Below are 12815 nucleotides of genomic sequence, written 5' to 3' on the forward strand. Positions count from 1 at the left end.
AGTTAGAAGGCCCCGATTAGTCGGGGCTTTTTTTGCAATCGCCTTAGTAACATTATGTTTAAACTTTGTTAATATTTAATACGTTTTAATGACAATTGATTTAACATAGTTCAGCATAAAATTATAACTTTGCGGCTCATCATCAATCATGAGCGATCAGATTAAACATGAATGCGGTGTGGCATTTATCCGTCTCCTAAAGCCACTGTCTTTTTATCAGAAAAAATACGGCACTGCGCTGTACGGCTTAAACAAGCTCTATCTTTTAATGGAAAAACAACACAACCGGGGCCAGGATGGCGCAGGCGTTGCGACTATTAAATTAGATGTTGCCCCCGGTAAGCGATACATAAGCAGGCATCGATCGATGGCGTCAAACGCTGTTGCTGATATATTTGAATATATCCAGAAGAAATTCGCAGATATCCAGAAGGAATCGCCCGAGAAAATGGCTGATACCGAATGGCTCAAAGAGCACGTAAGCTTTACCGGCGAAGTGTTATTGGGCCATTTGCGTTATGGTACACATGGCAAAAACAGTATTGAAAGCTGCCACCCCTTCCTTCGTCAAAATAACTGGATGACCCGTAACCTGGTTATTGCCGGTAACTTTAACATGACCAATGTTGATGAGTTATTACAACAGTTATATGACCTGGGCCAGCACCCTAAAGAAAAAGCCGACACCGTTACCGTTTTAGAGAAGATGGGCCACTTTATTGATACCGAAGTACAAGGCTTGTTTGATCAATATAAACGCGAGGGATTAGATGATAATGCCGAGATAAGCAAGCTGATAGCCAATGATATGGATGTGGCTAAGATCCTGCGTAAATCGGCCCGTAACTGGGATGGTGGTTATACCATTGCCGGTATGCTTGGCCACGGCGATGCATTTATAATGCGCGACCCGGTTGGAATCCGCCCGGCTTATTATTATTATAATGATGAGATAGTTGTGGCCGCGTCAGAGCGCCCTGCTATACAAACTGCCTTTAACATTCCTATTGACGAGATCAGGGAGATAAAACCGGGTCATGCACTTATTGTAAAGAAAAACGGCAAGGTAACCGAAGATATGTTTAGCGAACCTGTTGAAAAGAAAGCCTGCTCTTTCGAGCGGATCTATTTTTCGAGAGGGAGCGACGCGTCAATTTATCGCGAACGTAAACAATTGGGCAGATTGCTTTGCCCGCAGATTTTGGACGCGGTGAACAACGATGTTAAAAATACCGTATTCTCTTATATCCCTAACACTGCCGAAGTTGCCTTTTATGGCATGGTAGAAGGGATACATAAATACATTAAAAAATACCAGCGCGACAAGCTGCTTAACCGCGAGGATAAAATTAGTGAGGAAGAATTGACCGAAGTGCTATGTATGGCACCTCGTGTCGAGAAGATTGCTATTAAAGATGTTAAGCTGCGTACGTTTATTACCCAGGATGCCGACCGCAGCGAAATGGTGGCGCATGTGTATGATACTACTTATGGCCTGATAAAAAACGGAACCGATACGTTGGTTGTGCTGGATGATTCAATAGTTCGTGGTACTACTCTTAAACAAAGTATTCTAAAAATACTGGACCGTTTGGGCCCTAAAAAAATTGTGGTGGTATCATCAGCACCGCAAATACGTTACCCGGATTGCTATGGTATTGATATGTCACGGATGGGTGAGTTTGTTGCTTTTGAAGCTGCCATCAGTTTATTAAAAGAGCAGGGTAAAGAAAGCATTATTACCGATGTTTATAAAAAATGTAAGGATAGTGCATCATTGCCAAAAGAAGATGTGGTGAATTACGTAAAAGCTATTTACGAACCTTTTACCGATCAGGAAGTATCAGACCGCATTGCAAAGATCATCACCCCAACCGAAATTAAATGCGAGGTACAGGTGATATATCAAACATTGGATAACCTGCACAAAGCCTGCCCGGACCATACCGGCGATTGGTACTTCTCCGGCGATTACCCAACCCCAGGCGGCAACAAAGTAGTTAACCGCGCTTTTGTAAACTGGATGGAAGGTAAGAACCAACGGGCTTATATGTAGTCTGTAAGAAAATAAAGAATATCGAATAAAGAATGTTGAATATTGAAGTGTTTAGCTTAGATATTCGACATTTTTATTTTGAAGGGGAGGGTTTGCTTTTTTGTTGTTTAATATAAAGAGTAGTGCCGGTTAATGCCACTATAAAAACAATAATCTGTAATAATAATCCTATATGCTCAGCTCTATTCATCATTGCTTTGGTGGTACCCGGTAGATAATCTAATTTAAAAATGCCACGGTTATCTCCTTTAAAGCCAAAGGCATTCTGTAAAACATTTAAGGCGAAATGTATGCCCGTAGGCACAGCTATTCCACCATACTTTAATGCTGCTAATCCAAATACAAACGCCCAAACAAACGGGCCGGTAAATGACGCATAAACACTCCATCCGTTTAATACGTGATACGCGCCGAAAAAAACAGCTATAACAAACTGACTGGTCCAAACCCCATAGGCATTGTTTAGTTTGATCTGTGGGTATGACCGGAATCCTATTTCTTCCATTAACGCCAATGGAAGGATGGGGAGATATATAAAGGAAGTAGATAACGTAAAGAACAAGGGTTTATAGGTTAACATGAGCGGACTAAAGCTTAGCAGAACCACCATGATCAATACAAAGATTAGCAAGCCTATAAGTATTCCAAGTAAGAATCTGGATATCGTTTGTTTTTCCCACACCATACCTATGGATGAAAAGGTCTGCCGTTCTATTCGCATCGCTGTCCAAACAGATAAATAGCCCGCGCCTGTACCCAACAACCCGTATACAAGCATATTATAAGCAGGTGGAAAATATGAACGGATCAGCCCGCTTCCAATCAGCAATAAAATAAAAAGGGCAATAAATAATATGCTTTTAACCAAAGGGGCCATTTTATTATTTGCGTATTTTTGAACTGTGTTTACCATGTAACAAATGTAGTGGGTCCAAATCTAAAAGCTGTGCGACATTGACGAATGGCGTATAAATGGCATAAAGTGTCGGATACTAAAATGTAGTAATGAACCAGAAAAATGTTACGGAGATTGCCCGTTTAATAAAAGAAAACCGGCTTTTAAAAAACTATACGCAGCAAGAGCTGGCTGATATGACCGGCATTAGCCTGCGCTCTATCCAGCGGATAGAAAATGCCGAAGTATCGCCGCGTTTATACACTTTAAAAACTTTAGCCGGACGCCTTGATTTTGCATTAGAACCACAAGAGCAAATAAATACATTAGTTAAAGCGCCGATCAATCAACGTCAAAAAATTATACTATCTGTAGGAAGTGCGGTTTTGCTGTTTTTGTTAGCCATGGCCTATGTTTTTCAGTCGCCAACTTTTCCTGAAGATGCCTTTGAACTGTTTTTGTACATAGCCGCTTTTGTTGGGGTTTACACGGTGATGATGTTTAGGATCTGGAAATAATCAGGCTCCAACAACAAATAACTATGCCGACGGAGCGGAAAAAACAAAATGTGTAACCAGTTTATCCAGCAAAACTACCGAGGCAATAATTAAAGCTATACCGGCAACCTCATTTAAGCGGTGCACCAGTTTTTCTGAGATCTTATCGCGTAGTTTATTGGCGTAAAAAGCTTTGGTAGTATCTAATCCAAACTGTACTACCAATATGGTAATAAACATTATGGCAATTTTAAAAACCCGGTGGTGCACACCATTATGATAAATAGTACTTGCGGTACCAATAACAGTTATCCAATGAAACAGTATGGCCGGGTTAAAAATGCACATCAAAAACCCTTTCAAAAAATAGCCGGTGCGTTTAAGGCCGGTAGGGGCTACATTATCATAATTTACTTTGGCTTTTTTGAAGATATAGCGGATACCTACGATAAATAATATGATACTGCCAATAACACCTGCCCAGGTTTTGGTTTCGGCTGATACCTCGAACAATTGAGAACCAAACAGGATAGCACCCACAAAAACCACGTCGCTGCAAACTACGCCTGCGGCAAGGTAAACACCTGCTACAAAGCCACGTTCGATACTGGTTTTAATTAGGGCGAAAAACACCGGGCCTGTCAGAAATGTCAGCACTATCCCAATCCCTATTCCCGAAATAACAGCTTCTATCATTAATCTGTAACCTTTGGTCAGTTTAAAGTATGCGAAGATGCAACTTTTATCTCTTAAATAAAGAAACTTAATGTGTCGTGTTTATTAATTTAAGATAATAGAATTATAAAAAATGGTTATGTTAGTAGTTTAAAACCAATTTTACTACAACACATATAAAATGGAACAAAACAACACCAAAAGTTATGGGTCGGCATTGTACACGCTGGTTACTGTATTCTTCTTCTGGGGCTTTTTAGCAGCCTCGAACGGTATATTTATACCTTTTTGTAAAGCGCATTTTCACTTAACCCAGTTTGAGTCGCAATTAATCGACTTCACTTTTTATGGTGGTTATTTTATCGGTTCGCTTATTTTATATTTTGCTTCGCAGATAAGCAAGGTTGATATATTGAACAAGCTGGGTTATAAAAATGGTATTGTGTGGGGGTTGGTATTATCGGCCGCGGGCGCATTGGTTATGATACCAGCGGTAGGTTCTGGATCGTTTGCGTTTATTTTGAGCTCATTTTTTATAATAGCATTGGGTTTTTCTTTGCAGCAAACTGCTGCTAATCCGTTTGTTATCGCGCTGGGGTCGCCGGAGACGGGTGCCAACCGTTTAAATTTTGCCGGCGCTGTTAATAATATTGGCGGTATAACCGGGCCCATTGCTGTAAGCATAATTTTGTTCGGATCGGCAAAAGGTGCGGCTGCATCAAGCAGTGTTGATCTTTCAACTATTAACAATTTATATTACATATTGGCCGGGTTATTTTTAGCAGTTGCGTTATTCTTATATGTTTCAAAGCTGCCTGTTGTTACTACAGACGAAAAGGTAGAAGCCAGCAAAAAGCCAACCTTGCCATTAATAATTATGTTCCTGGCTTTTTGTTTAATACTGGTTGCCGACCAATTAGCTTTATTTATTAGCGGACATGGTATTTTTAATATACGTACACCCGGAACAACAAAGGCCGTTATTATTTATATATCATTGGCCATTATAGTATTGACCTTAATAGGCTCGCTATTTTCAGCTCAAAAAAGCAAAGAAGGCTGGGGCGCCATGCAATATCCGCAGTTAATTTTGGGTATGATAGCTATTTTTACTTACGTAGGTACCGAAGTAACTATCCAAAGTAACTTAGGTGCATTACTTAAACTACCTGATTTTGGTGGGTTTACAGAATCGCAAATGTCGCCGTATATATCGTTGTATTGGGGTAGTTTAATGATTGGCCGCTGGACTGGCGCCATTGGCGCGTTTAACTTATCTAAATCAACCAAGAATATACTTACGTTGGTTGTACCATTTGCCGCTTTTGGTATAGTATTACTGGTAAACAGGGCAACTGGCGTAGATGTTAGCCATCTATATATATACGCAGTTAGTATCGCGGTAATGATAGCCGCATTTTACATTGGCCAGCAAAAACCTGTGCGTACCTTAGTATCTTTAGGGGTGTTGGGTATGGTATTTATGCTTATCGGTTTGTTCTCAACCGGTACTCTCGCGCTGTTTGCATTCATCAGCGGTGGGTTATGCTGCTCAATTATGTGGCCTTCAATTTTCTCGTTAGCTATTACCGGCTTGGGTAAATATACCGGCCAGGGTTCCGCATTTTTAATTATGATGATCCTGGGTGGTGCAATCATTCCACCAGTACAGGGCTTAATGGCTGATACCATGGGAATCCACCAGTCATACATTGTTCCGGTTATTGGTTTTGCCTACATCGTTTTCTTCGCCTGGAAAGTACGCCAGGAGCTGATCAAACAAGGTATCAATATCGATCACGTATCCGTTGAAAAAAGCGGGGGACACTAATTCTTATAGTCATTAGTCACTGGTCATTAGTTATTGGTAAATTTATAATTTGCTATTACTAATGACCAATGACACAATGACCAATGACTATTCAAATGAAACCATCTTTCGATACCATATTCATGAAACTGGCTACCGACCTGGCCCTGCGTTCGCATTGCGTTAAGGCACATGTTGGGGCGGTTTTAGTGCGCGATACGCGTATTATATCCATTGGCTATAACGGTCCGCCTGCCGGCACGCATAACTGCGACGAGGAATGGCCCGACAGCGGTTGCCCGCGCGACTCGAAAGGCAGTTGCTCGCTTGCATTACATGCCGAAGAGAATGCCATTTTATACGCTGTTAAAAGCGGTGCTAAATTAGAGGGGGCGACACTTTATACCACATTATCACCCTGCATAGCCTGTGCCAGGCTGATATTTTCGGCAGGGATCAAACAGGTTTACTTTGATAAATCATATGCCAAATACAAAGGTATAGCAAGCGACGAGGGGGTTGATTTCCTGAATAAGTTTGGGGTGCCTACGGTGCAGTTGGTGGAAGATGCAGTTTAAACAATCAACGGCTTAACCAGGTCCAGCGCAAAATCCAACTGTTCTTCCGGTGTCAGGTCCGTATTATCCAATATTATCGCGTCTTCGGTACGCGTTAGCGGGCTTTCCTTACGGGTAGTATCGGCATAATCACGGTGTGCAAGGTTCTCAAACACTTCTTCAAGTGTCATATTAGGATTAGTTGGTAAAAGCTCTTTATAGCGTCGTTCTGCACGTATTTTAGGGTCGGCGGTCATGAATAGCTTTACCTGCGCGTTCGGGAAAACAACAGTGCCAATATCACGGCCGTCCATCACTATATTTTTTGATTTACCCATGCGTTGTTGCTGGCGCACCATTTCAACACGTACATCATGGATAGCGGCTACAGCGCTTACCTTATCGGCTACGTGCATCTGGCGGATCTCGTCAGAAACATCTTCGTCATTCAAAGTAATATGTGTCTGGTAATCGCGCGAGTGAAAATTAAGATGGATATTATCCAGGGCTTTAGCCACTTGTTTTGGGTCCTGCAGATCAACATTGTTGCGGATAAAATATAGCGCCACCGCGCGGTACATTGCCCCGCTATCGGCATAAATAAAATGAAGCTTCTTTGCCAGGGCCTTTGCTAAGGTGCTTTTTCCGCACGAAGAATAGCCATCAATAGCTACTACAATATTGCTGCTCATGTGCCGTAAAGTTATGAAAAAATGTGAGTGGTTGAATAAGTGAATAGTTGATTATGTTAGCATAGCTTGATAATAACCACTCACCTAATCCAACTTAATCAACCATTCACTACCTTTAAACCATGAATATCAATAAAGCCGAACTCCAAAAAGAAACTTTTTATAAAACATCGCGCAGCGGGGGTAAAGGAGGGCAAAACGTAAATAAGGTATCAAGTAAGGTAGAGCTATTGTTTTCTGTTGATAGCTCGGCATTGTTTACTGATGACGAAAAGCAACGGCTTAATGAAAAATTGCAGAACCGTTTAAATAAAGACGGCTACGTGCAGGTAATTTGCGACGAAGAACGTAGTCAATACCTAAATAAAGAAAAGGCTTTAGAAAGATTAATAGTTTTGCTAACGCGATCATTACAAGTACAAAAATCACGCAAAGCAACCAAAGTAAGCAAGACAGTAAAAGCCGCACGGTTAGACACAAAGAAGCTGCAATCAGCTAAAAAAGAAGGCCGGAAAAAGAATTTCGAGATCTAATTAAATTTATAAAAAGCCGTTACCGATCCCCACGAGTGCGTCATTACCATTTGCTTTACTTCCTTACTATCAAAGGTTGCGGCTGCATCAAAAGTCCAGCGGTTTGTAGTATAAGTAACACCTATTTGGCTACTTAACATTAACCGTTGCGGGTCGAGTGTAATTTCCTCGCTTGTTGGATCGTTATGCGATCTGAAAAGGCTGCCCTGCACGGTAGCATCATAACCAATAACATTAAGCATAGGCTTCAAGTAAAGGTAAAACTCGTGTTTAACCAGTGGCTTTACGCTGTTATCGGCAATAACACTGCTTTGGGTAGCTGCCGAATTAAACAGCCGGTTAAAAACACCCAGCCTAACCATAGCGCCAACGCCTAAACCGGTAAAGCCCGTACCTAAGTTTACGTATGATCTTAATGAAAAATCAACAGCGGTATCCCTTACAATAAATTTATTATACTCGGCCGAAAGGTTAAGTTCAACATCATTTTTTATTTGATATTGCCAGCCGGTTGGTGTATAAAATCCAAAGTTTTTATGTACCCAGGTTTGCGCGGCTTCGGCACCCGATGCCGGGCCAACCACACCCAACTGCGCGCCTAATTTAATATTGCTTTCGTTTTTAAACAGGTAGTTCATGGTCGAACCTATATACAGATAACCTGCAAATGGACGGTCAACAAACGCCGCCGATGGTACGTTACCGCCACGCGGGTTAAAGATTTTTTGCCCCAATTCAAACCCGATAATCTTGTTTTGAAGTTTTGCATTGCCCTTAACATCCAGCGCATGGTTGTAGAAAAAGAACAGACCGTCCGTATAATACCTGTCAGACCCCTGGCCAAGGTAGGAGTCGTTATCTGTTTGTATCCCAAACTCGCTTTTGTGGTTTTGCGCCATAGCGCACCTAACTGTTAAAATTAATAGCAGGGGGAGAATTAACTTCTTCATTAAAGCGAATTATTTATAAAGCATTGTTATTTCGAACGGAGAGAGAAATCTATACAAGCAAGCGGATTACTTTTTAGTGTATAGATTTCTCACTTTGTTCGAAACGACAACGTTATTTGTTTAATTTAAAATTGATTTAATATCTTCTTTAATAGAAAGGTCTAATGCATCGTCAACCTTTTCATTCAATAAGGCAAGATTAATAACCTCGCGCATTTCTGTTACATAATGAAATTTAAGTTCCTTTATGTAGCCTTCTTTTATTTCAAGGATATCTTTTTGGTTTGATTTGCAAAGAATGATCTCTTTAATGTTAGCACGCTTTGCAGCCAGGATCTTTTCTTTTATACCACCTACCGGCAATACACGGCCACGCAAGGTTATCTCGCCTGTCATTGCCAAATGGGGTTTAATTTTGCGCTGTGTAAATGCCGATGTTAAAGCGGTTAACATAGTAACCCCCGCAGACGGCCCGTCCTTAGGCGTTGCGCCGGCAGGTACGTGTACGTGGATATCCCATTGCTCAAACAGTTTCTGGTCGATATTAAAATATGACGCATGGGCACGCAAGTAAGCCAGCGCAATTGTTGCCGACTCCTTCATCACATCGCCCAAACTACCGGTTAAGGTTAAACGCCCTTTACCCGGGCTTAAGCTGGCTTCGATAAATAAGATGTCGCCACCTACCGATGTCCAGGCCAGGCCAGTTACCACACCGGCAACGTTATTGCCCTCATAAAGGTCTTTATCAAAAATTGGGGCGCCAAGTATGGTTTCAACATCTGCCTTGCTTACAACGGTGTTATAAGGCTCTTCCATGGCAATGTTTTTGGCCGTGCCACGCACAACCGAGCCGATCTTTTTCTCCAGCCCGCGTACGCCCGATTCGCGGGTGTAATCTTCGATTATTTTTTCAAGTACATCGTTTTTTAGGGTGATGTCCTTCAACTTCAAACCATGCGCCTCGCGTTGTTTAGGTACAAGGTGTTGTTTAGCTATCTCGATCTTCTCTTCTATGGTATAACCGTTTACTTCGATGATCTCCATCCGGTCCAACAAAGCCGGTTGTATGCTGCTTAATGAATTTGCTGTCGCGATAAACATTACGTTCGACAGATCGAAATCCATCTCGACATAATGGTCATAAAAACTGCTGTTTTGCTCAGGATCCAGTACCTCCAATAAAGCTGATGACGGATCACCACGGAAATCATTTCCAACCTTATCTATCTCATCCAAAATAAATACCGGGTTAGCGGCTCCTGCTTTTTTAACTGATTGGATGATCCGGCCCGGCATTGCGCCGATATAGGTTTTACGGTGCCCACGGATCTCAGCTTCATCACGGATCCCGCCTAAAGCCATCCGCACATATTTGCGGCCCAGCGCTTTTGCAATTGATTTACCCAACGATGTTTTACCAACTCCCGGAGGGCCAACCAGGCAAAGTATGGGCGCTTTCATATTATGCTTTAGCTTCAATACTGCTAAATATTCAATAATACGATGCTTTACCTTATCCAAACCAAAATGGTCCTTATCTAATACCTTTTGGGCACGTTTAAGGTCGAAGTTGTCTTTAGTAAACTCGTTCCACGGCAGGTCAAGCAATAGCTCTAAATAATTGATCTGCACCGAGTAATCGGCAGCTGCCGGATTAGTACGGGTTAGTTTTTCAACCTCTTTATCAAAATGCGTTTTAACCTCAACGCTCCATTTCTTTTTGGCAGAACGCTGGCGCAGGCTGTCAATTTCCAAATCAGGCGTGTTGCCGCCCAGTTCTTCCTGGATAGTTTTTATCTGCTGATTTAAGAAGTAATCGCGTTGTTGTTTGTCCAGATCTACACGTACACGGGTTTGGATCTGGTTTTTTAGCTCTAATAATTGCAGTTCGGTAGTCAGGTGCGCTAACACCATGTTGGCCATATCGCGGCGGTTGGTTACTTCAAGTAATTTTTGCTTGGCCGACATTTCGGCATTCATGTTTGATGATATAAAATTCATCAAAAACGAGGTGCTTTCTATATTCCGGATAGCAATACCAGCCTCGCTTGGGATATTTGGCGAAAGCTGGATAATGTTCATCGCCATATCCTTTATAGAGGATATCATGGCTTTAAACTCTTTATCTTCTTTTGATTTTTTTACTTCTTTAAAGGGCTCGATAGTAGCCTTGATGTATGGCTCGCTTTGTACTTCTTCTTTTAAATAAAAACGTTTTTTGCCCTGTAAAATAACAGTGGTGTTACCGTCAGGCATTTGCAGCATTTTAATGATGAGCGCTACCGTGCCAATTTTATTTAACTGGTTAAAACTGGGGTCCTCAATAGCGACATCCTTTTGCGATACTACACCTATCATACGGCTGCCTTTATTGGCATCGCGTATCAGTTTGATAGATTTATCGCGGCCTACGGTAATAGGTATAACCACACCGGGAAACAATACGGTGTTGCGCAACGGCAATATTGGCAAAAACTCAGGCACTTGCTCATTATTCATCTCCTCTTCATCTTCTGACGACATCAAAGGAAAAAATTCCGAATCTTCGTTTATCACTGGTAAAGTATTTTTAAAATCAAACGGGTCAAAACTCATCTATACCTCTTTTTTTTATATAAAAATAAACGTCATGTTGTCAGCCTTTAATATCAAATGGCTTGTTAAACAACACTTAAATAGCGGCTACTACTTATCTAATGCTATGTTTCAAGACTTATGCCAAGTTATAGCGATATGCATATAACTGTTGCCCGGGCTTGTTATCGGTTTGATTTATTGGCGGTTACAAATTTAAATGCTTTTTGTTAAATGTGGTTAAATTTATTGGTAAAGATGAAAAAAAGTCATACTCTTGCCCCGCCCCAATAATTTAAGCCAACATTTTTTAAATAAATATGTTATGGGGATATAATAATTTACAATTGCAGGAGTTATTTATATACTTTGTTTAACATATTCAGCTTTTAATGCGGTTACCGATCTTAGTATCTTTCCTGATTATATCGTCTGTTGAACATGCAGCATCACAAAATGCCTATATTAAATTAGGGCAGCAGGCTTATATTGAAGGAAACTTTAAAACTGCTATTACCCAGTTAGAAAAAGGCCGGCTTATTGATTCTACCAATGCCAACGCCTTGTGGATGCTGGGCTACTCTTATTACCACAGCGATAACTATGTTAAATCCATCACCGCTTTTACCAAAGAAATAGCTATTGAGCCTGCAGATGCCCACGCTTATTATTACAGGGCCAAGGCACAATTTAAGTTAGGCACCGAGAGCCAAAACCCGGCCGAAAAAGAAAAATATTTATTAGGCGCTATAATTGATTTTACCAAGGCTATTACTATAAATCCGGCCGAAGCCAAAATAACTTCATTCTATCAAAACCGCGGTCTTGCTTACAGAGACTACGGTTCATTCAGACTACAGGCGAATACTAGATTTTTTGATAAAGGCAGATGCATTAACGCCTGGAAAGCAGGCCTTGCCGATCTGCAAAAGGTTTATGATGCTGACCGGTCAAGAGATGATATTTCTGCACTGATAGATGCTTTGAAAGCAAAATTAGATGCAGTAAGCGGTCGCCATTAATTCAAACTTCCTTTTACTACGTATTGATTAGCACTCAGCAAGCGCACTTTCTGGTATTTCTGGATGATGTATATCGAATCGGGAAAGTAGCTTAATTTTTCCTTAGTTTGATATAATACGTTCTTAGTGGCGTTGCTTATCAATATCCACTTTACTTTCCCGCCTTCTTTTTTTATGATTATCTCGCGCGTTTTAAGGTCGGGGTACTTAGCGCGGTAAATCTCAATATTATTGCCTTTCTCAATAATATAGCTATTCCTCCAGGCCGGTTTGTTAATATCCGATTGGCTAAATAAGCTCAATTCCAATCCCCAGTTGGTAATATGCACATCTTTGGTTTCTGTAATGCCGTTATGTTTCACCGTTTTATGGGTGATATGGTTCAGCTTTCTCAGCCGCGCGGTATCCGCAGTAAAAAATCCCTTAATATCAAAGTAGTTTAAATCGGTTTCGGTTTGGGTATTGTCGGATTGGCAGGATGGCAGGAGGGATATAAATAGTAACGCAAAAACTATAATCATTCGCCAATTAAGCTCCCCTTTTGAGAGGGG

General features: G+C 41.2%; 12 protein-coding genes. 6 read left to right on the forward strand and 6 right to left on the reverse strand.

Annotated elements, in window-relative coordinates; genetic code table 11:
- The first annotated feature begins 148 nt into the window (after positions 1 to 148).
- Positions 149 to 2056 (forward strand): amidophosphoribosyltransferase, encoded by a 1908-nt coding sequence (locus ABIB50_RS11295; RefSeq protein WP_429379822.1) that lies wholly within the window; start codon positions 149 to 151, stop codon positions 2054 to 2056.
- Between the two features lie 73 nt (positions 2057 to 2129).
- On the opposite strand, the gene ABIB50_RS11300 is transcribed toward ABIB50_RS11295, so the two are convergent.
- The gene (locus ABIB50_RS11300) at positions 2130 to 2969 is read right to left on the reverse strand and encodes a CPBP family intramembrane glutamic endopeptidase (protein WP_429379823.1); all 840 of its coding nucleotides are present in this window, start codon (positions 2967 to 2969) and stop codon (positions 2130 to 2132) included.
- Positions 2970 to 3061: 92 nt separating this feature from the next.
- Between ABIB50_RS11300 and ABIB50_RS11305 the strand changes: the two genes are divergently transcribed.
- Positions 3062 to 3469 carry a helix-turn-helix domain-containing protein gene (locus ABIB50_RS11305; protein ID WP_429379824.1) on the forward strand — a complete coding sequence of 136 codons (408 nt, stop codon included), beginning with the start codon at positions 3062 to 3064 and terminating at the stop codon, positions 3467 to 3469.
- 21 nt (positions 3470 to 3490) lie between these two features.
- Here ABIB50_RS11305 and ABIB50_RS11310 read toward each other — a convergent pair whose 3' ends face one another.
- Positions 3491 to 4144 (reverse strand): LysE family translocator, encoded by a 654-nt coding sequence (locus ABIB50_RS11310; RefSeq protein WP_429379825.1) that lies wholly within the window; start codon positions 4142 to 4144, stop codon positions 3491 to 3493.
- 160 nt (positions 4145 to 4304) lie between these two features.
- On the opposite strand from ABIB50_RS11310, the gene ABIB50_RS11315 reads away from it, so the two are divergent.
- Entirely contained in the window at positions 4305 to 5954 is a 1650-nt protein-coding gene (locus ABIB50_RS11315) for an MFS transporter (protein ID WP_429379826.1), read from the forward strand.
- Positions 5955 to 6049: 95 nt separating this feature from the next.
- Positions 6050 to 6511 (forward strand): deoxycytidylate deaminase, encoded by a 462-nt coding sequence (locus ABIB50_RS11320; RefSeq protein ID WP_429379827.1) that lies wholly within the window; start codon positions 6050 to 6052, stop codon positions 6509 to 6511.
- Here ABIB50_RS11320 and cmk read toward each other — a convergent pair.
- Complete coding sequence (gene cmk, locus ABIB50_RS11325) at positions 6508 to 7182, reverse strand: (d)CMP kinase (RefSeq protein WP_429379828.1); 675 nt, start codon at positions 7180 to 7182, stop codon at positions 6508 to 6510. The two genes, ABIB50_RS11320 and cmk, sit on opposite strands and share 4 nt — an antisense overlap.
- Positions 7183 to 7304: 122 nt before the next feature.
- Between cmk and arfB the strand changes: the two genes are divergently transcribed.
- Positions 7305 to 7715 (forward strand): alternative ribosome rescue aminoacyl-tRNA hydrolase ArfB, encoded by a 411-nt coding sequence (arfB, locus tag ABIB50_RS11330; protein ID WP_429379829.1) that lies wholly within the window; start codon positions 7305 to 7307, stop codon positions 7713 to 7715.
- On the opposite strand, the gene ABIB50_RS11335 is transcribed toward arfB, so the two are convergent.
- Positions 7712 to 8665 carry a lipid A deacylase LpxR family protein gene (locus ABIB50_RS11335; RefSeq protein ID WP_429379830.1) on the reverse strand — a complete coding sequence of 318 codons (954 nt, stop codon included), beginning with the start codon at positions 8663 to 8665 and terminating at the stop codon, positions 7712 to 7714. The genes arfB and ABIB50_RS11335 overlap by 4 nt on opposite strands.
- A 120-nt stretch (positions 8666 to 8785) precedes the next feature.
- Positions 8786 to 11263, reverse strand: a complete 2478-nt coding sequence (gene lon, locus ABIB50_RS11340; protein ID WP_429379831.1) for an endopeptidase La — start codon at positions 11261 to 11263, stop codon at positions 8786 to 8788.
- Positions 11264 to 11634: 371 nt separating this feature from the next.
- Between lon and ABIB50_RS11345 the strand changes: the two genes are divergently transcribed.
- Positions 11635 to 12264, forward strand: a complete 630-nt coding sequence (locus ABIB50_RS11345) for a tetratricopeptide repeat protein (RefSeq protein WP_429379832.1) — start codon at positions 11635 to 11637, stop codon at positions 12262 to 12264.
- On the opposite strand, the gene ABIB50_RS11350 is transcribed toward ABIB50_RS11345, so the two are convergent.
- Positions 12261 to 12785: a hypothetical protein gene (locus tag ABIB50_RS11350; protein WP_429379833.1), complete on the reverse strand. Its 525-nt coding sequence runs from the start codon at positions 12783 to 12785 to the stop codon at positions 12261 to 12263. The genes ABIB50_RS11345 and ABIB50_RS11350 overlap by 4 nt on opposite strands.
- Positions 12786 to 12815 lie beyond the last annotated feature (30 nt).

This window comes from Mucilaginibacter sp. UYCu711, from assembly GCF_050433825.1.
GTDB lineage: Bacteria > Bacteroidota > Bacteroidia > Sphingobacteriales > Sphingobacteriaceae > Mucilaginibacter.

Excerpts from the sequence above, each read along its gene's own strand:
- ABIB50_RS11295 (WP_429379822.1), top strand. The coding sequence starts at position 149 with ATGAGCGATCAGATTAAACATGAATGCGGTGTGGCATTTATCCGTCTC.
- ABIB50_RS11300 (WP_429379823.1), bottom strand. The coding sequence starts at position 2,969 with ATGGTAAACACAGTTCAAAAATACGCAAATAATAAAATGGCCCCTTTG.
- ABIB50_RS11305 (WP_429379824.1), top strand. The coding sequence starts at position 3,062 with ATGAACCAGAAAAATGTTACGGAGATTGCCCGTTTAATAAAAGAAAAC.
- ABIB50_RS11310 (WP_429379825.1), bottom strand. The coding sequence starts at position 4,144 with ATGATAGAAGCTGTTATTTCGGGAATAGGGATTGGGATAGTGCTGACA.
- ABIB50_RS11315 (WP_429379826.1), top strand. The coding sequence starts at position 4,305 with ATGGAACAAAACAACACCAAAAGTTATGGGTCGGCATTGTACACGCTG.
- ABIB50_RS11320 (WP_429379827.1), top strand. The coding sequence starts at position 6,050 with ATGAAACCATCTTTCGATACCATATTCATGAAACTGGCTACCGACCTG.
- cmk (WP_429379828.1), bottom strand. The coding sequence starts at position 7,182 with ATGAGCAGCAATATTGTAGTAGCTATTGATGGCTATTCTTCGTGCGGA.
- arfB (WP_429379829.1), top strand. The coding sequence starts at position 7,305 with ATGAATATCAATAAAGCCGAACTCCAAAAAGAAACTTTTTATAAAACA.
- ABIB50_RS11335 (WP_429379830.1), bottom strand. The coding sequence starts at position 8,665 with ATGAAGAAGTTAATTCTCCCCCTGCTATTAATTTTAACAGTTAGGTGC.
- lon (WP_429379831.1), bottom strand. The coding sequence starts at position 11,263 with ATGAGTTTTGACCCGTTTGATTTTAAAAATACTTTACCAGTGATAAAC.
- ABIB50_RS11345 (WP_429379832.1), top strand. The coding sequence starts at position 11,635 with ATGCGGTTACCGATCTTAGTATCTTTCCTGATTATATCGTCTGTTGAA.
- ABIB50_RS11350 (WP_429379833.1), bottom strand. The coding sequence starts at position 12,785 with ATGATTATAGTTTTTGCGTTACTATTTATATCCCTCCTGCCATCCTGC.